Raw genomic sequence first — 22,624 nt, 5'->3', positions numbered from 1 at the left:
ACCCCACCCCGCCCCGCTCCGCCCCGCGCCAGCCCCCGCTGCACCCCGTCCGACCCCTGCTCCACCCCACCGGCACCGTTCGGCCACCGCCGAACGGTGCCGGACCCGTTGCGCGCCCACCGCCCCCCGCGCACCGCCCACCTGACGGAGTCTCCCGTCACCTGATGGAGTATCCGGTTACCTGACGGAATGCGGCGGCGGACGTTGGCCCGGACCGGTGGCACCGCACAGGATCGGCACGAGCCCGGCCGGTGGGACCGCCGGACGGCCCGGCCCGGACCTGCCCGCCACCCGTCCGCGCCGCCCGTCCGAGCCGCCCGCCCGCGCCTCCCCGCGCGCCCGAGCCGGACCGTCCACGCCCTGGGAGACACCCATGGACACCGCCCCGCCCACCCTGGCGACCCGGCCCGCCCTCCAGCAGCCCGACTGGGCCGACGACCCGCTGCTGCCCGTCGTCCGCACCGCGCTGGCGGCCCTGCCGCCCCTCGTCGACCCCGCCGACACCGCGCAGCTGCGCACCCTGCTCGCCGAGGCCGCCGCCGGACGCGCCCTCGTCCTGCAGACCGGCGACTGCGCCGAGGACCCCGCCGAGTGCACGGCCGAGGACGTCGCCCGCAAGACCGCCCTCCTCGACGACCTGGCCGGACTCCTCGGCGCCACCAGCGGCCTGCCCGTCCTCCGGGTCGGCCGCCTGGCCGGGCAGTACGCCAAACCCCGCTCCCGGCCCACCGAGCACGTCGACGGCCGCGAAGTCCCGGCCTACCGCGGCCACCTCGTCAACGGCCCCGAACCCGACCCCGAGCAGCGCCGCCCCGACCCCGGACGCATCCTGCCCTGCTACCTCGCCGCCGCCGAGACGCTCGCCCACCTCGGCCGCCCCGACCCGGCCCGCCGCCCGCCGGTCTGGGTCAGCCACGAGGCCCTGCTGCTCGACTACGAACAGCCACTGCTCCGGACGGACGACGACGGCACCACCCTGCTCGGCTCCACCCACTGGCCGTGGATCGGCGAACGCACCCGCGACCCGGACGGCGCCCACGTCGCCCTGCTCGCCGCCGTCGCCAACCCGGTCGCCTGCAAGATCGGCCCCGGCACCACCCCCGAGCAGCTGCGCGAACTCTGTGCCCGGCTCGACCCGCACCGCGAACCCGGCCGGCTCACCCTGATCGCCCGGATGGGCGCCGACCGGGTCGCCGACCGGCTGCCCGCCCTGGTGCGCGCCGCCCTGGACGCCGGCCACCCCGCGGCCTGGCTCACCGACCCGATGCACGGCAACACCTTCACCGCCCCCGGCGGCCCGAAGACCCGCCTGGTCGCCACCGTCGCCCACGAGGTCCGGAGCTTCCAGGACGCCGTCCGCGAGGCCGGCGGCACCGCCGCGGGCCTGCACCTGGAGACCACCCCCGACGACGTCACCGAGTGCGCCGACGACGCCGCGGCCGCGCACGTCGGCGACAAGTACACCAGCCTCTGCGACCCCCGGCTCAACCCCGCCCAGGCCCGCACCGTCGTCGCCGCCTGGCGCGCCTGAGCCGCCGCCCGCCGGAGTGCCGGAGTGCCGGAGCGCCGGAGCGCCTGTGCGGCCGACCGCCCGGCGCGCGACACCGAGCGTGCGACCGCTGGGCGCGCACCCGCCACCGATCCACCACTGACCCACCACCAGTCCACGAGCGGTCCGGCCCCCGGCCGGTCCGGAGGAGGTCTGCCATGAGCGACACCATCGCCCTGGTCACCGGCGCCGCGGGCGGCATCGGCGCCGCCGTCGTCCGCGCCCTGGCCGAACAGGGCACCACCGTCGCCGCGCTCGACCGCGACGAGGCGGGGCTGCGCGCGGCGGTGGCCGCGCTCACCGCCGAAGGGCTCCCCGTCACCATCCACCCGACCGACGTCAGCGACCGGCGGGCGGTCGACGAGACCGTCGACCGGGTCGAGCGCGAACTCGGTCCGATCGACCAACTGGTCAACGCCGCCGGGGTGCTGCGCCTCGGCGAGGTCCGCGACTACTCCACCGAGGACTGGACGGCCACCTTCGCCGTCAACGTCAACGGCGTCTTCCACGTCTCCCGCGCCGTCGTCGACCGGATGATCCCGCGCGGACGCGGCGCCCTGGTCACCGTCGCCTCCAACGCCGCCCGCACCCCGCGCGCCGAGATGGCCGCCTACGCCGCGTCCAAGGCCGCCGCCACGATGTTCACCAAGAGCCTCGGACTGGAGGTCGCCAAGTACGGCATCCGCTGCAACCTGGTGGCGCCCGGCTCCACCGACACCCCGATGCTCACCTCGATGTGGCACGACGAGACCGGCTCCGAGGGCACCCTGCGCGGCCGCCCCGAGGCGTTCCGGATCGGCATCCCGCTGAACAAGCTCGCCACCCCCGACGACGTCGCCGCCGCCGTGCTCTTCCTGCTCTCCGACGCGGCCGGCCACATCACCCTGCACGACCTCACCGTCGACGGCGGCGCCGGCCTCGGCGCCTGACCCGCGGCCCCTCCCACCCCCTCACCGGACCCACCCAGGAGCGTCCACCCATGGCAGGCATTCCGACCATCGCGCCCTACCCGATGCCGACCGCGGGCGACCTGCCCGCCAACACCGTGTCGTGGACCCTCGACCCGGACCGCGCCGTCCTGCTCGTCCACGACATGCAGCGCTACTTCGTCCGCCCCTTCCCGCCGGACGCCGCACCCGGACGCGAACTGCTCGACAACACCGCCCAGTTGCGCGAACGGGCGGTCGAGCTCGGCGTGCCCGTCGCCTACACCGCGCAGCCCGGCGACATGACGCCCGAACAGCGCGGACTGCTCCGGGACTTCTGGGGCCCCGGCATGCGCACCGACCCCGCCGACCGCGAAGTGGTCGACACGCTCACCCCCGGCCCCGACGACTGGCGGCTCACCAAGTGGCGCTACAGCGCCTTCTTCCGCTCCGACCTGCTCGACCGGATGCGCGCCGACGGCCGCGACCAACTGGTGCTGTGCGGCGTCTACGCCCACGTCGGCGTGCTGATGACCGCCGTCGAGGCCTTCACCCACGACATCCGGCCGTTCCTGGTCGCCGACGCCGTCGCCGACTTCGACGCCGCCTCGCACCGCCTCGCCCTCGACTACGCCGCCGCGCGCTGCGCGATGGTCACCACCACCAAGGAGACGCTCGCATGACCGACCGGACGGCCGAGGCGCTGCTCGACCGGGTCACGGCCGAGCAGCCGCCCGCCTACGCCCTCCTGCACCGGCCCGAGACCACCGGCCCCGGCACCCTGGACGTCCTGCTCGGCGAGGTCACCACCCCCGCCACCCTGGCCGACGTCCCGTTCGGCACCGGCCCCGGTGCGTTCGGCCCCGGTGCGTTCGGCCCGCCCGGCCCCGAGGTCCTCGTCCTGGTCCCGTACCGGCAGATCGCCGAACGCGGCTTCGAAGCCCCCGACGACGGCGCCCCGCTGCTCGCGCTGACCGTCACCGAGCACGCCACCGTCCCGCTCGCCCAGGCCCTCGCCCGCATCCCCGACCGGCCCACCACCCTCACCGGCGCCCGCTTCGACCTCGACGACGAGGCGTACGCCGACCTGGTGCGCCGGGTCGTCGCCGACGAGATCGGCACCGGCGAGGGCGCCAACTTCGTGCTGCGCCGCACCTTCCTCGCCGAGATCACCGACTACACCCCGCACGCCGCGCTCGCCTTCTTCCGCCGCCTCACCGAGCACGAGGCCGGCGCCTACTGGACCTTCCTCGTCCACACCGGCGACCGCACCTTCGTCGGCGCCAGCCCCGAACGCCACCTCAGCCTCCACGACGGCACCGCCGTCATGAACCCGATCAGCGGCACCTACCGCTACCCCGCGGGCGGGCCCACCCTCGACGGCGTCATGGACTTCCTCGCCGACCGCAAGGAGGCCGACGAGCTCTACATGGTCGTCGACGAGGAACTCAAGATGATGGCCCGGATCTGCCCCGACGGCGGCCGGGTGGTCGGCCCCTACCTCAAGGAGATGGCCCGGCTCGCCCACACCGAGTACCTGATCGAGGGCCGCACCGACCGCGACCCGCGCGACATCCTGCGCGAGACGCTGTTCGCCCCCACCGTCACCGGCAGCCCGCTGGAGAGCGCCGCCCGGGTCATCCGCCGCTACGAACCCGCCGGACGCCGCTACTACAGCGGCGTCGCCGCACTGATCGGCCGCGACGGGCACGGCCGACCCGAGATGGACTCCGCGATCCTGATCCGCACCGCCGAGATCGACCCCGCGGGCACCGTCCGGATCGGCGTCGGCGCCACCCTCGTCCGGCACTCCGACCCCGCCTCCGAGGTCGCCGAGACCCGCGCCAAGGCGGCCGGCCTGCTCGCCGCCCTGGAGACCGGCCGGCCCCGCAGCTTCGCCGCCCACCCGCAGGTCCGTGCCGCCCTCGAACAGCGCAACCGCACCATCTCCGGCTTCTGGCTCGGCCACCACGCCGCCCGCGCCCGCCCGCACGACGAACTCACCGGACGCCGGGTGCTGGTCGTCGACGCCGAGGACACCTTCACCGCCATGGTCGGCCAGCAACTCGGCTCGCTCGGACTGGACGTGACGATCCGCCGGTTCGACGAACCGTACGCCTTCGACGGCTTCGACCTGGTCGTGATGGGCCCCGGCCCCGGCGACCCGCGCCGCACCGGCGACCCCAAGATCGCCCACCTGCGCGCCGCCGTCACCGAACTCCTGGCCCGCCGCCGCCCGTTCCTCGCGGTCTGCCTCAGCCACCAGGTGCTCTCCACCCTGCTCGGCCTGGAACTGCGCCGCCGACCGGTGCCCCACCAGGGCGTCCAGGGCGAGATCGACCTGTTCGGCAGCCCGGAACGGGTCGGCTTCTACAACACCTTCGCCGCCCACAGCCCGCACGACACCGTCGAGATCGACGGAGTCGGCACCGTCGAGGTCAGCCGCGACCCGGCCACCGGCGACGTGCACGCCCTGCGCGGCCCGCACTTCGCCTCCACGCAGTTCCACGCCGAGTCCGTCCTCACCCAGGACGGCCTGCGGATCACCGGCGGCCTGATCGCCGGGCTGCTGCGCGCGGCCGCGGTCCCCGCCCGGTAGGGGGAGGCGAGGCAGGGGAGAGGGGGACGGGGAAGGGGAGGCCCGCGGGGCGCCGGTGGCTTGATCACGGCGCTGCCGCGCGTAGCAGCGGGCCCGGTCCGGTAGGGCGGGCGGAGACGGGGGAGGAGGAAGGGGAGAGGGACGGGACGGACGACAGGAAGGGCGGCCGGTGGTGGAGCGGGGCGACGAGTGGGGGGCCGCGCTGGTCGACCCCGGGGCCTACCTGCGGCGGATCGGGGTGCTCGGGGCGCTGCCGCCCACCGCCGAGAACCTGCACCGCCTGCACCGGGCGCACCAGTTGGCGCTGCCGTTCGGGAACCTGGACCCGGCGCTCGGGCGGCCGGTGCCGCTCGAACCGGAGCTGGTGCAGGCCAAACTGGTCGGGCGCGGCCGCGAGGGCTACTGCTTCGAGCACAACCTGCTGTTCGCCGCCGTCCTGGAACGCCTCGGCTTCCGCGTCACCCGGCTCGCCGCCCGCGCCCTGCTGAACATCGACCGGCCGCTGCCCCGCACCCACCTGGTGCTGGTGGTCGCGGCCGGTTCCGGGCGTTTCCTCGCCGACGTCGGGTTCGGCGCCAAGGGCCCGCTGGAGCCGCTCCCGCTCGCCGACGGCGCCCTGCTGCGGGACGGCGCCCGCAGCCACCTGCTGCGCCGCACCGGCACCGCCCCCGACCAGTGGGACCTCGAACTGCGGGACACCGCGGGCCGGTTGCCGCTGTACCGGTTCGAGAGCGGCCCCGCGCTGCACCAGCCGGACTGCGTGGTGATGAACCACTACACCGCCACGCACCCGTGCTCCCCGTTCACCGGCCGGATCCACCTCACCCGGTTCGCCCCCGGACGCCGGTTCACCCTCGACGGGCGGACCCTCACCGTCGAACGGGCCGACGGCCGGGTCGAGACCGTCCGGCTGACCGACCGGCAGTGCGCCGACACTCTCGCCGAGGACTTCGGCATCCGGCTCGGCCCGGACGAGCTGCGCGCGGTGCTGCGCCTGCTGCCCGCCGCCGACTGAACCCCGGGCGCGCGAGGGCCCCGGATGCGCGAGGGCCCCGGACGTGCGAGGGCCCCGAACGTGCGAAGGCCCCGCCACCGCGGCGGGGCCTTCGCACGTCCGGGCCGTCAGTGCTCCTCGGCGGTCGCCAACTCCCGGGCCAGCTCCAGGCGCTTGACCTTGGTGGTGGCGGTGTGCGGCAGCTCGTCCAGGCGGCGCTGCACCGGCGGCGCCAGGTCGGGCAGGCCGCGCACCGCCCGCTGCCAGCGGGCCCGGTCCAGCGGACGGTCGTCGCGGGTGCAGACCACCGGGACGGGGGCGCTCCCGGCACCGGGCACGATGATCACCTCCAGCAGTTCGGGCAGCCGGGTGAACAGCGCGTCCTCCAGGGCGAGGGTGCTGCTGATGCCCGGGATCTCGTCCACCTCGCGGTCCAGCAGGTGGACGCAGCCCCACTTGGTCCGGTAGCCGAGGTCGCCCATCCGCCACCAGCCGTCCGCGGAGAACTGCCCCTCGAAGCGCTCCTGCTCGCCCAGGTAGGTGACGATCTGGCCGCCGCTGCGGGCCTCGATGTGGCCCGGCGAGTCCGCGGTCACCGGACGGCCGTCCCGGCTGACCACCCGGACCTCGCTCATCCCGGGGAAGGTCCGCCCCACGCAGCGCCCGTCGGAGCCGCCGCGCCGCCACTTGGTCCAGGTGCGGGCGCAGATCGCGCCGGTCTCGCTCTGGCCGTACGTCTGGGCGAAGAACGGCAGGCGGCGCCGGGAGGCGCCCAGCAGGGTGTCCACGGTGCGGGGGTGGATGGCGTCGAAGGTGTTGCTGAAGCAGCGCACCCGGGCCAGCGGGCGGGCCGGGTGGTCGGCCAGCACCTCCCAGGCGAGCAGGGTGTTGGGGTGGGTCTCGATGACGCCGGGGGGTATCCGGGAGAACAGTTCGGCGGCGTGCTCCGGGGCGTCGTCCCGCATGACGATCATCGGGTGGCCGCGCAGCGCGAACAGCGCGGCGCCGCTGATCATCCGGGAGTGCACGAAGGAGACGTGCACGGCGATCGGCTCGTGCCGCCCGACCGGCGCCAGCAGGACGGACTGCGGACGGCAGCGGGCCTGGATGGTGATGCCGGTCTGCACGGCCAGCTTGGGCAGGCCGGTGGTGCCCGAGGTGTGGGTGATCAGGGCCGGGCCGTCCTGCGGGGCCGTCACCGGTGCCACCCGCTCCACCCCGGCCAGCGAGGCGAGCGAGGTGGCGCCCGGGTGCTCGCCGACGGCGGTCAGCACCCGCGCGGACAGCTCGAACACCTCGGCGGGCAGCGAGTCGGTGAGCTTGGCCGCGTCGGTGAGCAGCGTCGGCCGGTCGAGCCGGGCCAGCAGCCGGGCCACGGTGGCGCCGTCCAGCTTGGGGGAGAGCAGCACCGGGACGGCGCCGACCCGGGCCGTGCTGTAGGCCAGCAGCGAGATGTCGAAGCCGTCCGACTTGTGGATCACCACCTGCTCGCCGGGCCGGACCCGGGCCGCCCACAGCCGGGAGGCGAAGTCGTCGACCAGGTCGGCGACCTCGGTCAGCGTCAGCCGCCGGCCCAACTGCGGGGCGATGTCGAGGTCGTGGTCGAGGTAGACCGGGCTCGCCGGGTGGCGGGCGGCGGCGCGGTCGAAGACCGTGCCCAGCCGGATGCCCCGGTTGCCGACGCGTTGCAGGAACATGCTTCCGTCTCTCCTTCGGTTGGTCGTCGGGCGCACACCCCGCACGGGGCCCGGTCGACGGTCGGGCGGTCCGGCAACGTCGGCTCCGACGTCTCCGACAGCTCCGTCGGCTCCGACGGCTCCGACGTCTCGAACGCGCCTGTGAGGCAAGGAAGATGGGACGGCCGCCCACCGGCCGCACGGGGCATCGGTGGGCGACCGCCCGGCCGGCGCCCCGCCGAGTCGGGGCGCCGGGGTCCGGGGGCGGTGGTGCTCCGCGCGGGAGCACCCGTCCGGTCGGCTGACTGCCTGACTGATCGTCAGATCAGGTTCGCCGCTTGATCGTTCGGCGGAACAGCGGCCAGGTGGCGGGCCAGCTCAAGGCGCTTGATCTTGGTGGTCGCGGTGCGCGGGAGCTCCTCCAGGCGCCGGTGCACCGGGTCCGCCATCGGCGGCAGGCCGGAGGCTGCGCGCTGCCAGGCCGTCAGGTCCAGCGGGGCGTCGTCCTTGGTGCACACCACGGGCACCGCCCGGCCGTCCGGGCCCGGGATGATGATCACCTCGGCGAGGTCGGGCATCCGGCCGAACAGGGTGTCCTCGGCGGCCAGCGTGCTGCCGAAGCCCTCGATCAGGTCGACCTCGCGGTCCAGCAGGTGCACGCAGCCCCACCGGGTGCGGTAGCCCACGTCGCCCATCCGCCACCAGCCGTCCTTCGACACCTGCGCGTCGTAGCGGTCCTGCTCGCCCAGGTAGGTGACGATCCGCCCGTCGCTGCGCACCTCGATGTAGCCGGGGTTGTCCGCGGACGGCGGCAGGCCGTTGCGGCTGACCACCCGCACGTCCGTCATCCCCGGGAACGGCATGCCGACGCAGCGGCCGTCGTCGTCCAGGGTGCGGCGCCGGGTGAAGCCGCGGACGATCGCCGGGCCGACCTCGCTCTGCCCGTACAGCTGGCCGAAGTACGGGGCGCGGCGCCGGGTCGCCCGCAGCAGGCGGTGCACGGTGCGCGGGTGGATCGCGTCGAAGGTGCTGCTGAACAGCTTCACGTTGCTCAGCGGCCCGCGCGGGTCGTCCGCCAACTCCTCCCACTCCATGAAGGAGTTGGGGTGCGCCTCCAGGACGCCCGGCTTCAGGCGGGCGAACAGGTCGCCGACGTGCGCCGGGTCCGAGTCGCGCAGCACCACCAGCGGGAAACCGCGCAGCAGCGAGATCGCCAGCGCGGTGAACAGCCGGGAGTGCACGAAGGAGACGTGGATCGCGATCGTCTCCCGGCCCGGGACGAGCGGGGCCAGCACCGAGGCCTGCGGGCGGTAGCGCGACTGCAGGCTGAACCCGGTGTGCACCGCCAGCTTCGGCGTCCCGGTGGTGCCCGAGGTGTGGGTGATCAGGGCCGGGCGGTCCGGCGCCAGGGTGACCGCGGGCACCCGCGGCGCCCCCGCCAGCGAGCGCAGCTCCAGCGCGTCCCGGTGGCTGCCGGAGGTCAGCAGCACCCGTTCGGCGAGCGCGAAGACCGACCCGGGCAGCGAGTGCTCCAGCTTGTCCTGGTCGGTGACCAGGAACGGACGGTCGGTGCGGCGCACCAGTTCGGCGACGGTCGCACCGTCCAGCGCGGGGGAGAGCAGCACCGGTACGGCGCCGATCCGGGCCGCCGCGCACGCCAGCAGGGTGATGTCGAAGCCGTCGGCCTTGTGCACCACCACCCGCCGGTTGGGCCGGACCCCCGCCGCCCACAGCCGGGCGGCCAGCGCGTCCACCCCGTCGGCCACCTCCGCGACGGTCGAGCGCCGCTCCAGCTCGGGCAGCGCGTCCAGGTCGTGGTCGAGGATCAGGACGTTGGCGCCGTGCTTCGCCGCGGCGCGCTCGAACAGCATTCCGAGCCGGATTCCCCGGTTTCCGATACGTTGAAGAAACACCTGTACGCCTTCCGGAACGGCGGCAGTGCACCATCGGCACTCGACGTGGAAAATGAACGGGACAGTGAGCAGGGAAACGACGGCGGCCCGGGCCGGATGATTCCCGGGAATTACCGGAAATCACCGGGAATTACCGGAAATTGCCGGGAATTCACGGAAATTCACGGAAGGCGGCCGGGGGCGGAATTCCTCAGCCCTGCTCGACGACGGCCTTGATGCGGCGCAGGGTGACGGCCAGGTCGGCGGAGATCTTGTCGCCCCACTCGGCGAAGAAGCGCTCCCGCGCGGCCTCGTCCATCTCGGCGGTGATGCCCCGGATGCCCTCGGTGGGCGCGTCCATCCGGAAGTGGTGGGTCAGCAGGCTGCCGCCGTCCCCGGCGGGCTCGACGTCGAAGCCCCAGACGCTCTCCTGCTTGCGGCCCTGCGAGTCGCACATCGCCCAGCGGAAGGTCCGGCCGGGCTCGGCGGCGACCACCTCGGAGTGCGTCTGCCACCGCCCGCGCACCACCGGGGCCCACTCCACGACGTCCTCGGCGCGGAGGTTGTCACCGCGGAACACCGACCCGACGGCCGACGGCTCGCCGGACACCCACTCGCCGCCCAGGCATTCCGGGCTCCATTCGGAACTGCGCGGCAGGTCGCTGACCACCGCGTAGACCTCCGCGGGGGACGCGGAAACCCGGATGTCGGCGTCCGTGGAGAATATCGGCCGCTTCTCGTTGATGATTTCGCCCATGGCACGAATGCTCCCAGCCGCCCCCCGGCGGGGGTCAAGGCGGAAATGCCGGGTCCGTCAACTCCGGGATTCCGTGTCAACTCCGCCCGCCGCCCGCGGGAGCGCCCGCGGGAGCGCCGGTGGGGCGCCCGCCGCGGGCCGCACCGGGCCCGTCGGCGGCGCCCCGATCGGCCGGTGGCCGTCCGGCGCCGCCGACGCCGACTCCTGAGGGAGCGTCAGTTGTGGTCGCGGCAGCCGCGGTTGACGGCCGACACCACGGCCTGCAGCGAGGCGGTCACGATGCTGGAGTCGATGCCGACACCCCAGAACGGCCGCCCGTCCACCGAGCACTCCACGTACGCGGCGGCCCTGGCGTCACCGCCGGTGGCCATCGCGTGCTCCTGGTAGCCCCGGACCCGCACGTCCACGCCCAGGTCGGCCAGCGCCGCGGTGAACGCGTCGATCGGGCCGTTGCCCGACGCCGTCAACCGGTGCCCGACCCCGTCGAAGACCACCTCGGCCTCGATCGAGTCCTTCTCGTCGACGACCGCCACCGACCGGTGCGACAGCAGCGACAGCCGCCCCCACGGACGGGACGCCACCTCCGTGCCCAGCGCCCGCGCACCGGCTGCGGGCAGGTACTCCTCGACGAACAGCTGCCACATCTGCTGCGGCGACACCTCGCCGCCCTGCTCGTCGGTGCGGGCCTGCACCACCCGGGAGAACTCGATCTGCAGGCCGCGCGGCAGGTCCAGCTGGTGCTCGGTCTTGATCAGGTACGCGACCCCGCCCTTGCCGGACTGCGAGTTGACCCGGATCACCGCCTCGTAGCTGCGGCCCACGTCCTTCGGGTCGATCGGCAGGTACGGCACCGCCCAGTCGAACTCGCCCACTGGCTTCCCGGCGTCCGAGGCCGCCCGCTCCAGCGCCCGCAGGCCCTTGTTGATCGCGTCCTGGTGCGAGCCGGAGAACGCCGTGTAGACCATCTCGCCGCCGTAGGGGTGGCGCGGGTGCACCGGCAGCTGGTTGCAGAACTCCACCGTGCGGCGGATCCCGTCGATGTCCGAGAAGTCGATCATCGGGTCGACGCCCTGCGAGAACAGGTTCATCCCCAGCGTCACCAGGCAGACGTTGCCCGTCCGCTCGCCGTTGCCGAACAGGCAGCCCTCCACCCGGTCCGCCCCCGCCAGCACGCCCAGTTCGGCCGCCGCCACCGCGGTGCCCCGGTCGTTGTGCGGGTGCACCGACAGCACCACCGCGTCGCGCCGGTCCAGGTGGCGGTGCATCCACTCGATCGAGTCGGCGTACACGTTCGGCGTCGCCATCTCCACCGTGGCCGGCAGGTTGACGATCACCTTGCGGTCCGGCGTCGGCTGCCACACCCCGATCACCGCGTTGCAGATCTCCGCCGCGTAGTCCAACTCCGTTCCGGTGTACGACTCGGGGGAGTACTGCAGGCTGATCCCGGTGCCGCCCGCCCGTTCCGCCAGGTCCACGCAGGTGCGCGCCCCGTGCACGGCCAGCGCCGTGATCTCGTCGCGGTCCTTGCCGAACACCACCTGCCGCTGCAGCGTGGACGTCGAGTTGTACAGGTGGACCACCGCGTGCCGGGCCCCGCGCACCGCCTCGAACGTCCGCTCCAGCAGCTCGGTGCGGCACGGCACCAGCACCTGGATCGCCACGTCGTCCGGGACGAGGTCCTGCTCGATCAGCTGCCGGACGAAGTCGAAGTCGGCCCGGCTGGCCGACGGGAAGCCGACCTCGATCTCCTTGTAGCCCATCGAGACCAGGAGTTGGAACATCCGCAGCTTGCGGTCGGCGCCCATCGGGTCGATCAGCGCCTGGTTCCCGTCCCGCAGGTCCACCGCGCACCACTGCGGGGCCCGGGTCAGCGTCCGGGTCGGCCAGCTGCGGTCCGGCAGGTCGACGCCGCGGAACGCCTGGTAGCGCTGGTGCGGCATGCCCGACGGCAGTTGCCGCGGGAACGCGCGGGGAGCGGGGAACGGGGCGGGGGAGGGAGCGGGGAACGGGGGGACCGGCTCGGAGGCGCGCCGGGCCGGGAAAGGCGTGGAGGTCATGCGGAGACTTCTTCCTCTGGGTCGTCCTCTGCGTCGGGCCGACGACTTCGGCGCACGGCCGGACTCCGCGACGAGGAGGTCGAGCCCTCAGCGGCCCTCGTCGCGGCGCATAAGGAGGAGGCGAAGCTGCGCGGCGTTCATGACGCCCACCCTATCCCCACCTCCGTCCGGCGGCTTCCTGATTCTCCGTCAACACACCCGAGGAGAAGCCCTGTTGGGGCGAGGGGCGGCACCGGACCGGTCGGCGCCGCCCGGTACTGCCCGGTACTGCCCGGCGCCGCTCGGCCCGGGGCCGCCGGTTGATCCGGAACTCGTACGAGGCCTATCGTTCCACATGCGGAACGTTCCGTATGTGGAACGCTGAAACTCTGCTCCCCGAGGAGCCCAAGGAGCCAGCATGGAATCGACGACCACCAGCCCCTCCCTGCCCGCCCGCAGCGAACGGGTCGCCCGGGCCCTCGCCGCCGCCGGGATCCCGGGGGCGGTCAGGCAGCTCGCCGACTCGACCCGCACCGCCGCCGAGGCCGCCGCCGCGCTCGGCTGCGAGGTCGGCGCGATCGCCAACAGCCTGGTCTTCCTCTCCGACGGCCAGGCCGTCCTGGTCCTCACCAGCGGTCGCCACAAGGTGGACACCGCGGCACTGGCCGCCCGTTGGGGCCGCGGCAGGCTCCGGCGGGCCACCCCCGAGCAGGTCCGCGAGGCCACCGGCCAGGCCATCGGCGGCGTCGCCCCCACCGGCCACCCCGCCCCGTTGCCCACCGTGGTCGACCGGGCCCTGACCGACTACCCCCGGGTGTGGGCCGCCGCGGGCACCCCGCACACGGTCTTCCCCACCACCGCCGAGGAGTTGCTCCGCCTCACCGGCGGCACCCTGCTGCCGGTCGGGCCGGACGAGGACTGAGCCCGTTCGCCGGCCCCGCCCGCCGACCCTGCCCGCTGAGCCCGCCCGCCGACCCCGCCCGCTGCGCCGTCCGCCGACCCCGCCCGCCGACCCCGCTCGGCGAACTCCCGGGCCCCGCCCGCGTCCTGCACCTCAGGGCGCGGGCGGGGCTCGTGGCGTTTCCCCTGGCCAAGCTGGGTTTCGGAGAGCGCTCTCCAAGCGCGGTCCAGGGAAATTGAGATGTCGCCGCCAGGGTCTCTACTTTTCTCTCGCCATGAACTAACCTGATCCCGCGGTGTTTCCCCCAGGTGAAGCCGAGGTTTCAAGTCGTCCCCACGTGCGCCTTGACGCCCGGTGGCTCCTGCCGTGAGACTCCGCCAGGAGAGCGCTCTCCAAGGTTCTCCTCCCCCACCCCACCCATCCTCACAGCAGGAGGAGCCATGCGGCTCGCCCCTCCCCCTTCCGGTGCCCCCCTGCGCCGGACGCCTGCCGTACTCGCCGCCGCGGCCTTGGTCGCGGGTGCTGTCATGACGATCCCGGGCACCGCGCAGGCCGCGGACTCGCTGATCTCCCAGGGCAAGACGGTCACCGCCTCGTCCAGCGAGAACGGCGGGACCCCCGCCACCGCGGCCGTCGACGGCGACCTCGGCACCCGCTGGTCCTCGGCCGCCTCCGACCAGCAGTGGCTGCAGGTCGACCTCGGCTCCGTCTCCAGCATCAGCAAGGTACAGCTGAACTGGGAGGCCGCCTACGGCAAGGCGTACCAGATCCAGACGTCCACCGACGGCACCACCTGGACGACGATCTACTCCACCACCACCGGCGCGGGCGGCAACGAGACGCTCAACGTCTCCGGTTCCGGCCGCTACGTCCGGATGAACGGCATCACCCGCGCCACCGGCTACGGCTACTCCCTCTGGGAGTTCCAGGTCTACGGCACCCTGGGCGGCACCCCCACCGGCACCCCGTCCACCCCCTCGGGCGGCACCTGCTCCACCGACAACGCCGCGCAGGGCAAGACCGCCACCGCCTCCTCCACCGAGAACGGCGGCACCCCGGCGGCCTCCGCCGTGGACGGCAACACCGGCACCCGCTGGGCCTCCGCCGCCGCCGACCCGCAGTGGCTGCAGGTCGACCTCGGCTCCGTGCAGCAGCTGTGCAAGGTCGACCTCAGGTGGGAGGCCGCCTACGGCAAGGCGTACCAGATCCAGGCGTCCACCGACGGCGCCACCTGGGCCACGATCTACTCCACCACCACCGGCGCGGGCGGCAACGAGACGCTCAACGTCTCCGGTTCCGGCCGCTACGTCCGGATGTACGGCACCCAGCGCGGCACCGGCTACGGCTACTCGCTGTGGGAGATGGGCGTCCACACCGGCAGCGGCGGCTCCACCACCCCGCCCGTGCAGGGCGGCGGCGACCTCGGCCCGAACGTGCTGGTCTTCGACCCGTCCACGCCGAACATCCAGGCCAAGGTCGACGAGGTCTTCGCCAAGCAGGAGTCGAACCAGTTCGGCACCGACCGCTACGCGCTGCTGTTCAAGCCGGGCACGTACAACAACATCAACGCCCAGATCGGCTTCTACACCTCGATCGCGGGCCTCGGCCTGAACCCGGACGACACCACCTTCAACGGCGACGTCACCGTCGACGCGGGCTGGTTCAACGGCAACGCCACCCAGAACTTCTGGCGCTCCGCCGAGAACCTGCACCTCAAGCCGGTCAGCGGCACCGACCGCTGGGCCGTCTCGCAGGCCGCGCCGTTCCGCCGGATGCACGTCGAGGGCGGCCTCAACCTCGCCCCCAACGGCTACGGCTGGGCCTCCGGCGGCTACATCGCCGACTCGAAGATCGACGGCCAGGTCGGCAACTACTCGCAGCAGCAGTGGTACACCCGCGACAGCTCCATCGGCGGGTTCTCCAACGGCGTGTGGAACCAGACCTTCTCCGGCGTCCAGGGCGCCCCCGCCCAGGGCTTCCCGAACCCGCCGTACACCACGCTCGACACCACGCCGGTCTCGCAGGAGAAGCCGTTCCTGTACCTGGACGGCAACGACTACAAGGTGTTCGTGCCCGCCAAGCGCACCAACGCCCGCGGCACCTCCTGGGGCAGCGGCGCGCCGCAGGGCGCCTCGCTGCCGCTCAGCCAGTTCTACGTGGTGAAGGCCGGCGCGACCGCCGCGAGCATCAACCAGGCGCTCGCCCAGGGCCTCAACCTGCTCTTCACCCCCGGCGTCTACCACGTCGACCAGAGCATCAACATCACCCGCCCGGACACCGTGGTGCTCGGCCTCGGCCTCGCCACCGTCATCCCGGACAACGGCGTCACCGCGGTCAAGGTCGCCGACGTCGACGGCGTCAAGGTCTCCGGCCTGCTGCTGGACGCGGGCACCGTCAACTCCCCGGCCCTGCTGCAGGTCGGCAACGACACCCCCGGCGCCAACCACGCGGCCGACCCGATCGTCATCCAGGACGTCTTCGTCCGGGTCGGCGGCGTCACCGCGGGCAAGGCCACCAACGGCATGGTGATCAACAGCAACAACACCGTCGTCGACCACACCTGGATCTGGCGCGCCGACCACGGCGCCGGCGTCGGCTGGGAGAGCAACCGCTCCGACTACGGCTTCGTCGTGAACGGCAACGACGTCCTCGCCACCGGCCTGTTCGTCGAGCACTTCAACAAGTACGACGTGTGGTGGAAGGGCAACGGCGGCCGGACGATCTTCTTCCAGAACGAGAAGGCCTACGACGCCCCCAACCAGGCCGCCATCCAGAACGGCACCACCAAGGGCTACGCCGCCTACAAGGTCGAGAACAACGTCACCACCCACGAGGGCTGGGGCCTGGGCAGCTACTGCTACTTCAACGTCGACCCGACCATCGTGATGGACCACGGCTTCGAGGTCCCGGACACCGCGGGCGTCAAGCTGCACGACGTCCTGGTCAACTCGCTCGGCGGCAACGGCCAGTTCCTGCACGTGGTCAACAACACCGGCGCCGGCACCTCCGGCACCGGGACCGTCCCCTCCAACCTGGTCTCCTACCCGTAACCGCAGGTAGCCCAGGCAGGTCCTGACGCACACAGGCGGCCACCGTCCCCGGGCCGGGGGGCGGTGGCCGCCGCCGTCTCAGCGCCGGACGTCCGGCGGGACGTCCGGCGCTGGGGCGGCCGGTCGGACGCCAGATCGGGTGCCCGGTCGGACGCCCGGCCGGGTGCCCAGCTCCAACTCCCGGCCCCGCCAGCGGCGGCGCAGCCAGCGGTCGTGCCCCGCCACCACCACCGCGCCCGGGCCGCCCGCGCCGATCGCCTCCTCCAACTCGTCGCACAGCAGCGGCGAGAGGTGGTTGGTCGGCTCGTCCAGCAGCAGGAGCTGCGGCGGGCGCGCCACCAGCAGCGCCAGCGCCAACCGGCGGCGCTGGCCCACCGACAGGGCGCCGACCGGACGGTCCAGGTCCGCCGCCGCCAGCAGGCCCAGCGCCGACAGCGGCACCCGCTCCGCCCGCTCCGGGCCCACCGCCCGCGCGTAGGTGGCGGCGGCGGTGCGGTCCGGACGCGCGAACACGGTGTCCTGCGCCAGCAGGCCCACCGTCAGGCCGGGCCGCCGGTGCACCACCCCGCCCGCCGCCGCCTCCAGCCGACCGGCCAGCACCGCCAGCAGCGTCGACTTGCCCGTCCCGTTCCCGCCGGTCACCAGCAGCCGGTCGTCCGCGGCGAGTTCCAACGAGAGCGGGGCCAGCCGCCCCGGGACGCCGACCCCGCGCAGGGCGAGCAGCGCGTCCTCCGGGAGCGGACCGGACCCCTCCTCCGCCCGCGCACCCGCCACCAGCGCGGGCGGGGCGAACCGCAGCGGGACGGGCGGTTCGGCGACCTGCGCCCGCTCCAGCTCCGCCAGCCGCCGCGACGCGTCGCGCACCCGGCGGGAGACCTGCTGCTGCACCCGGCCCGCCCGGTGCCCGTACCCCATCTTCTCGTTGTCGGTGCGCCCCCGGTCCGGCGCGACCCGGTGCGCGGTCACCCCCGCCGAGTGCCGCAGCCGCTCCAACTCCTGCTGCTCCTCCGCGTGCTGCCGCTCCCAGCGGGCCCGGGCGGCCCGCTTCGCCGCCAGGTAGGCGAGGTAGCCGCCGCCGAAGCGCACCGGGCCGCCCACCGCCGGATCCAGGTCGACCAGGTCGGTGCAGACCGCCTCCAGGAACGCCCGGTCGTGGCTGGCGACCACCACCGTGCCCGGCAGCGCGAGCAGTTGGGCCTCCAGGAAGGCGGCCGCCGCGTCGTCCAGGTGGTTGGTCGGCTCGTCCAGCAGCACCGCCGACGGGCGGCGCACCAGCAGCGCCGCCAGCGCCAGCCGGCCGCGCTGGCCCCCGGAGAGCGAACCGAGGACGCGCTCCGGAGCGAGACCGGACAGGCCCAGGCCGTCCAGCACCAGGGCGGCCCGGCGGTCGGCGTCCCAGGAGCCGCGGGCCTCGGCCTGCTCCAGGCGCTGCCCGTACTCCGCCAACAGGCCCGGAAGGGACGGGTCGTGCTCCGGCAGGACGGCCAACTCGGCGCCCAGCCGCTCCAGTTCAGCGAGGTCGGTGCGGGCCTCGCGCAGCGCCCCGTCCAGCACCGCGGCGACCGTCGCACCCGCGTCGAACGGCAACTCCTGGTGCAGGAAGCCGAGATCGGCGGGCCGGACGACGCTCCCCGCATCGGGCTCGTCCACCCCGGCCAGCACCCGCAGCAGCGTCGACTTGCCGCAGCCGTTCTCGCCGATCAGGCCGATCCGGCGGCCCGGCGCCGCCGTCAGCGACACCCCGTCCAGGACCCGGCGCCCGCCCAGGACCCGGACCACCTCGTGCGCGAGCAGCGCCGTCACGCCGCCACCTCCGCCAACTGCCCGTCCGCCAGCAGCAGTCGGCGCCCCACCCCGATGCCCGCCAGGAACCGCTCGTCGTGGCTGACCACCACGAACGCGCCCCGGTACGCGTTCAGCGCGCCCTCCAACTGGCCCACGCCCACCAGGTCCAGGTTGTTGGTCGGCTCGTCCAGCAGCAGCAACTGCGGCGCGGGCTCCGCGCACAGCACGCACGCCAGCGTCGCCCGCAGCCGCTCGCCGCCCGACAGCACCCCCACCGGCAACTGCGCCCCCGCGCCCCGGAACAGGAACCTGGCCAGCAGGTTCATCCGCTCCGCCTCCGGCCGCTCCGGCGCGAACCGGGCGAAGTTCTCCGCCACCGACCGGTCGTCGTCCAGCAGGTCCAACCGCTGCGACAGGTACGCCACCCGGCCCTCGCCGCGCCGCAACTCGCCTCCGGTCAGCGGAAGTTCACCGCTGATCAGCCGCAGCAGGGTGGACTTCCCGGCGCCGTTCGCACCCGTCAGCGCGATCCGCTCCGGGCCGCGCACGATCAGGTCCACCCCGCCGGGCCCGAACACCTCCGCCCCGCCCAACTCGGCCTGCAGGCCCGCGCCGTGCAGCAGCGTCCGCCCCGCGGGCACCTGGGTCTCCGGCAGCTCCAGGCTCAGCCGCTGCTCCTCGCGCACCGCCCGCCCCGCCTCGTCCAGCCGGGCCCGCGCCTCGTCCACCCGCGCCGCGTGCACCTGCCCGGAACGGCCCGCGGACTCCTGCGCGCCGCGCTTCATGGTGCCCGCGAAGATCTTCGGCAGACCGGCGCTCTTCAGGTTCCGCGCCGCGTTGCCCGCCCGCCGCTCGGCCCGCTCCCGGGCCTGCTGCAACTCGCGCTTCTCCCGCTTCAACTGCTGCTCGGCACTGCGGACGTTGCGCTCGGCGACCTCCCGCTCCGCCCGCACCGCCTCCTCGTACGCGGTGAAGTCGCCCCCGTACAGCCGCAGTTCGCCGCCGTCCAGCTCGGCGATCCGCTCCATCCGGTCGAGCAGCTCCCGGTCGTGGCTGACCAGCAGCAGCGACCCGCGGAACTCGGCGAGGACGTCGTACAGCCGGTGCCGGGCCGCCACGTCCAGGTTGTTGGTCGGCTCGTCCAGCAGCAACACGTCCGGGCGGCGCAGCAGTTGGGCCGCCAGGCCGAGCGAGACCACCTGGCCGCCGCTGAGCGTGCCCAGCGGCCGGTCCAGCGCCAGGCCCTCCAGGCCCAGGCGGTCGAGCTGGGCGCGGGTGCGCTCCTCGACGTCCCAGTCGTCGCCGATCACCGCGAAGTGCTCCTCCGCGACGTCACCCGCCTCGACGGCGTCCAGCGCCCGGATCACCGCGTCGACGCCCAGCACCTCGGCGACGGTCAGGCCCGCCGCCAGCGGCAGCGTCTGCGGCAGGTACCCGAGCGTGCCGGAGACCGCCAACGAACCGGCGGTGGGAGTGAGTTCACCGGCGATCAACCGCAGCAGGGTCGACTTGCCGGAGCCGTTCGGCGCGACCAGGCCGGTACGGCCCGGCGGCACGCTGAACGACAGGTCGTGGAAGACCGGAGTGTCGTCCGGCCAGCAGAAGGACAGGTGGGAGCAGACGACGGCGACGTCGGACACGATGAGACCTCGAACGGTGCGAGAGGGCAGGGCGGCACGGTGAACTGCCGCTGCCCGGAAGGGAAGTGGAAAAAGGGGACGACGAAACGGACCACTCCCGCGGCGCTCCGAGCGCCGACCGGTGGCCGTCAGGACCGGGTCTCACCCGGAGATGTCGTCGTCACCCGCCACAGCTGTCCCTCTTCCGTACCTCGCGGGCGCACCTGCTGCGCCCCTCCTGATCCTCCGACTGTAACAGGCCACCCGGCCGGACCAATGGACGCACCAGCGGGGCGGCTACGCCGGACCGAAGCGGGGCGGTACACCGCACCGGCCGGGCACCGGCTCCCGCCCGGCGGTGGCGGTGGCGGTGGCGGCGGACGTGCGGAAGGGCCGGGCACCGCGCCCGGTGCAGGGGAAAGGGCGCGGTGCCCGGCAGTTGCCCTGCCGGGTCCGGGTGGGGGCGCCGGGGTAGCGCCCGGACCGGCAGGGTCGGAGGCGGACGGGCGGTGGGGGCCACCCGTCCGCCGGGCTCAGCCGGGGGAGCGGGCCCGACGGCCGGAAGCCGACCCCGTGCCGGGGCGGCGGCGTCCGCGTGCCATGCTGTGCCTCCTTCCGCTCCCCTGGTTGTGCGTGCGCACGTATCGGTGACCCCGGCGGACGCGCCCGATAACAGAAATCTCGCCGCGGGCCGGAAATTTCTGTTGGCGGACGCCCCTGCGGACGGTCTCCGTGAACGGAGAACGCCGCCGCCCGCACCCCACGTAGAGGAACGCACCCATGCCGCACACCAGACGCAGTGGACCCGACAGCGGGACGGTGACCGCGGCGCGCGCCGGCGACCGGCGGGCCCTGGAGGAACTGGTGGCCCAGAGCCTGCCGCTGGTCTACAACATCGTCGGCCGGGCGCTGAACGGCCACGCCGACACCGACGACGTCGTACAGGAGACGCTGTTGCGCGCGGTCCGCGGACTGTCCGACCTGCGGGACCCCGCCGCCTTCCGGTCCTGGCTGGTCGCCATCGCCGTCCGGCAGGTGCGCAACCGCCAGCAGGACCGGGCCGCCGCCCTCGACCGCTCCGCCCGCCTGGAGGACGCCGAGGCGATCCCCGACCCCGCACTGGACTTCGCCGGCCTCACCATCCTGCGCCTCGGCCTCACCGAACAGCGCCGCGAGATCGCCGAGGCCACCCGCTGGCTCGACCCCGACGACCGCGAACTGCTCGCCCTGTGGTGGCTCAAGGAGACCGGCGAACTCGAACAGGCCGACCTGGTCTCCGCACTCGGCCTCAGCTCCGGCCACGCCGCCGTCCGGACCGGCCGGATGAAGAAGCAGCTCGAACTCTCCCGCCTGGTGGTGCGCGCCCTCGCCGCCGACCCGCGCTGCCCCGCCCTGGACACGGCCGCCACCGGCTGGAACGGCACCCCCGCCCCGCTGTGGCGCAAGCGCCTGGCCCGGCACGTGCGCGACTGCGAACGCTGCGCCGGAACCCGGCACGACTTGCTCCCCGCCGAACGGTTGCTGTACGGCCTGCCGCTGCTCGCCGTCCCGCCGACCCTCGACCCGGCCCGGATCCTCGCCGGCCTCGCCGGCCTCGCCGGCCTCGACGGCCTCGCCGGCCTCGACGGCCTCGCCGGCCTCGACGGCCTCGCCGGCCTCGACGGTCCCGCGGGCCTCGACGGCCCCGGCGCGGACGGTACGGGGCCGGGGCGGGGGCCGGGCGGACACCGGGGCCGCTCCCGCGGGCGGGCCGGGCACCGGCGTGCGTCCTCCGGCGTCCCCAAACCGGTGCTCGGCGGCGCGGCCGTGGCGCTGGTGGCGGCCGCCGTCCTGATCGGGGCCGAACTGACCCCCGGGCAGGCCGACCCGCGGGCGGCGTCGACCGCGACGCCCGCAGCCGCCGCGGCCGCCCTGCCGCTGCCCGACGCGACCTCGTCCGCGGCCTCCTCGCCGTCGGCCCCGGCGTCGCCGTCCGCCCCACCGTCCCCCGCGGTCCCGTCGTCCGTTCCTTCGCCGTCCGCCCCTTCGCCGTCAGCCGAGCGGCCCGCGCCCCCGGCCGGGATCGCCACGTCCGCGCGCAAGGGCGTCGGCGTGTGGTCGTTCGACGGGGTGAGCCAGGCGCTCGCCGCCTCCGGGGCGGGCTGGTACTACACCTGGGCGCCGCAGCACCCCGGCATCACCACGCCCGCCTCGGCCTCCTTCGTCCCGATGATCTGGGGCGCGTCCTCCGTCACCGACGGCGCCCTCGCCCAGGCCCGCGCCAACGGCCCCTACCTGCTCGGCTTCAACGAGCCCGACATGGCGTCCCAGTCGAACATGACGGTCGACCAGGCCCTGGACCTGTGGCCGAAGCTGATGCAGGCCGGGCAGACGCTGGGCAGCCCGGCGGTCGCGTACGGGGCCGACACGCCCGGCGGCTGGCTGGACCGCTTCATGTCCGGGGCCGCCGCCAAGGGGTACCGGGTCGACTTCATCGCACTGCACTGGTACGGCGGCGACTTCCGCACCCCGCAGGCCGTCCAGCAGCTGACCTCCTACCTGGAGGCCGTCCACCAGCGCTACCACAAGCCGATCTGGCTCACCGAGTACGCCCTGATCGACTTCTCCCAGGGCACCCGCTTCCCCACCGCCGACCAGCAGGCCGCCTTCGTCACCGCCTCCACCAAGGCCCTCGACGCGCTGCCCTACCTCCAGCGCTACGCCTGGTTCGGCCTCGGCGCGGACCCGGCGAAGCCCAGCAGCGGCCTGTTCACCGACGGCACCACCCCCACCGCCGCGGGCCGCGCCTACCAGGCCGCCCGCTGAGCCGCTGGGCCGCCAGCCAATCGGTGGCCCAACGG

At 74.3% G+C, this 22,624-nt stretch carries 14 protein-coding genes; 8 read left to right on the top strand and 6 right to left on the bottom strand.

Annotated features, from left to right (window positions below):
* The first annotated feature begins 373 nt into the window (after window positions 1-373).
* From OO57_RS05555 to OO57_RS05535, 5 genes are all read left to right on the top strand, one after another.
* On the top strand, window positions 374-1,531 hold the full coding sequence (locus tag OO57_RS05555) for a 3-deoxy-7-phosphoheptulonate synthase (protein ID WP_033251127.1): 1,158 nt from the start codon (window positions 374-376) through the stop codon (window positions 1,529-1,531).
* Window positions 1,532-1,707: 176 nt separating this feature from the next.
* The gene (locus tag OO57_RS05550) at window positions 1,708-2,478 is read left to right on the top strand and encodes a 2,3-dihydro-2,3-dihydroxybenzoate dehydrogenase (RefSeq protein WP_033251126.1); all 771 of its coding nucleotides are present in this window, start codon (window positions 1,708-1,710) and stop codon (window positions 2,476-2,478) included.
* A 50-nt stretch (window positions 2,479-2,528) separates the two neighbouring features.
* Window positions 2,529-3,158, top strand: a complete 630-nt coding sequence (locus tag OO57_RS05545; RefSeq protein ID WP_033251125.1) for an isochorismatase family protein — start codon at window positions 2,529-2,531, stop codon at window positions 3,156-3,158.
* A complete protein-coding gene (locus OO57_RS05540; protein ID WP_033251124.1) occupies window positions 3,155-5,074 on the top strand; it encodes an anthranilate synthase family protein in 1,920 nt (639 codons plus the stop codon). The genes OO57_RS05545 and OO57_RS05540 overlap by 4 nt, the downstream gene beginning before the upstream one ends.
* A gap of 169 nt (window positions 5,075-5,243) precedes the next feature.
* Window positions 5,244-6,089, top strand: a complete 846-nt coding sequence (locus OO57_RS05535) for an arylamine N-acetyltransferase family protein (protein ID WP_051776635.1) — start codon at window positions 5,244-5,246, stop codon at window positions 6,087-6,089.
* A gap of 107 nt (window positions 6,090-6,196) precedes the next feature.
* Here OO57_RS05535 and OO57_RS05530 read toward each other — a convergent pair whose 3' ends face one another.
* The 4 genes from OO57_RS05530 to leuA all read right to left on the bottom strand — a co-directional run bounded on the left by OO57_RS05530 (window position 6,197) and on the right by leuA (window position 12,450).
* The gene (locus tag OO57_RS05530) at window positions 6,197-7,765 is read right to left on the bottom strand and encodes a class I adenylate-forming enzyme family protein (protein WP_033251123.1); all 1,569 of its coding nucleotides are present in this window, start codon (window positions 7,763-7,765) and stop codon (window positions 6,197-6,199) included.
* A 299-nt stretch (window positions 7,766-8,064) separates the two neighbouring features.
* Window positions 8,065-9,615 (bottom strand): class I adenylate-forming enzyme family protein, encoded by a 1,551-nt coding sequence (locus OO57_RS05525; RefSeq protein WP_234337228.1) that lies wholly within the window; start codon window positions 9,613-9,615, stop codon window positions 8,065-8,067.
* A gap of 232 nt (window positions 9,616-9,847) precedes the next feature.
* Window positions 9,848-10,393 carry an SRPBCC family protein gene (locus OO57_RS05520; RefSeq protein WP_033251121.1) on the bottom strand — a complete coding sequence of 182 codons (546 nt, stop codon included), beginning with the start codon at window positions 10,391-10,393 and terminating at the stop codon, window positions 9,848-9,850.
* A 215-nt stretch (window positions 10,394-10,608) separates the two neighbouring features.
* Window positions 10,609-12,450, bottom strand: coding sequence for a 2-isopropylmalate synthase (gene leuA / locus OO57_RS05515; protein WP_199811201.1), 1,842 nt, complete (start codon window positions 12,448-12,450; stop codon window positions 10,609-10,611).
* 397 nt (window positions 12,451-12,847) lie between these two features.
* On the opposite strand from leuA, the gene OO57_RS05510 reads away from it, so the two are divergent.
* Entirely contained in the window at window positions 12,848-13,351 is a 504-nt protein-coding gene (locus tag OO57_RS05510; protein ID WP_033251120.1) for a YbaK/EbsC family protein, read from the top strand.
* Between the two features lie 506 nt (window positions 13,352-13,857).
* Entirely contained in the window at window positions 13,858-16,380 is a 2,523-nt protein-coding gene (locus OO57_RS05505; RefSeq protein ID WP_199811200.1) for a discoidin domain-containing protein, read from the top strand.
* 78 nt (window positions 16,381-16,458) lie between these two features.
* Here OO57_RS05505 and OO57_RS05500 read toward each other — a convergent pair whose 3' ends face one another.
* Both OO57_RS05500 and OO57_RS05495 read right to left on the bottom strand, forming a co-directional pair.
* On the bottom strand, window positions 16,459-18,183 hold the full coding sequence (locus OO57_RS05500) for an ABC-F family ATP-binding cassette domain-containing protein (RefSeq protein WP_081973468.1): 1,725 nt from the start codon (window positions 18,181-18,183) through the stop codon (window positions 16,459-16,461).
* Window positions 18,180-19,805, bottom strand: a complete 1,626-nt coding sequence (locus tag OO57_RS05495; RefSeq protein ID WP_033251118.1) for an ABC-F family ATP-binding cassette domain-containing protein — start codon at window positions 19,803-19,805, stop codon at window positions 18,180-18,182. Before OO57_RS05495 ends, OO57_RS05500 begins: the two co-directional genes overlap by 4 nt.
* Window positions 19,806-20,564: 759 nt before the next feature.
* Here OO57_RS05495 and OO57_RS05490 point away from each other — a divergent pair.
* A complete protein-coding gene (locus OO57_RS05490) occupies window positions 20,565-22,589 on the top strand; it encodes a sigma-70 family RNA polymerase sigma factor (RefSeq protein WP_035789624.1) in 2,025 nt (674 codons plus the stop codon).
* Window positions 22,590-22,624 lie beyond the last annotated feature (35 nt).

Origin of the sequence: Kitasatospora phosalacinea, from assembly GCF_000717185.1 — a bacterium.
GTDB classification, from domain to species: Bacteria; Actinomycetota; Actinomycetes; order Streptomycetales; family Streptomycetaceae; genus Kitasatospora; species Kitasatospora phosalacinea_A.
Note: the sequence above shows the minus strand (reverse complement) of the source record. Positions and strands in the feature narration are given on the sequence as shown.

Bases quoted from the DNA above. Each gene is read 5' to 3' on its own strand.
- OO57_RS05540 (WP_033251124.1), top strand. From the start codon at position 3,155: ATGACCGACCGGACGGCCGAGGCGCTGCTCGACCGGGTCACGGCCGAG.
- OO57_RS05490 (WP_035789624.1), top strand. From the start codon at position 20,565: ATGCCGCACACCAGACGCAGTGGACCCGACAGCGGGACGGTGACCGCG.
- OO57_RS05525 (WP_234337228.1), bottom strand. From the start codon at position 9,615: ATGCTGTTCGAGCGCGCCGCGGCGAAGCACGGCGCCAACGTCCTGATC.
- OO57_RS05520 (WP_033251121.1), bottom strand. From the start codon at position 10,393: ATGGGCGAAATCATCAACGAGAAGCGGCCGATATTCTCCACGGACGCC.
- OO57_RS05555 (WP_033251127.1), top strand. From the start codon at position 374: ATGGACACCGCCCCGCCCACCCTGGCGACCCGGCCCGCCCTCCAGCAG.
- OO57_RS05505 (WP_199811200.1), top strand. From the start codon at position 13,858: ATGACGATCCCGGGCACCGCGCAGGCCGCGGACTCGCTGATCTCCCAG.
- OO57_RS05530 (WP_033251123.1), bottom strand. From the start codon at position 7,765: ATGTTCCTGCAACGCGTCGGCAACCGGGGCATCCGGCTGGGCACGGTC.
- OO57_RS05510 (WP_033251120.1), top strand. From the start codon at position 12,848: ATGGAATCGACGACCACCAGCCCCTCCCTGCCCGCCCGCAGCGAACGG.
- OO57_RS05545 (WP_033251125.1), top strand. From the start codon at position 2,529: ATGGCAGGCATTCCGACCATCGCGCCCTACCCGATGCCGACCGCGGGC.
- leuA (WP_199811201.1), bottom strand. From the start codon at position 12,450: ATGACCTCCACGCCTTTCCCGGCCCGGCGCGCCTCCGAGCCGGTCCCC.
- OO57_RS05550 (WP_033251126.1), top strand. From the start codon at position 1,708: ATGAGCGACACCATCGCCCTGGTCACCGGCGCCGCGGGCGGCATCGGC.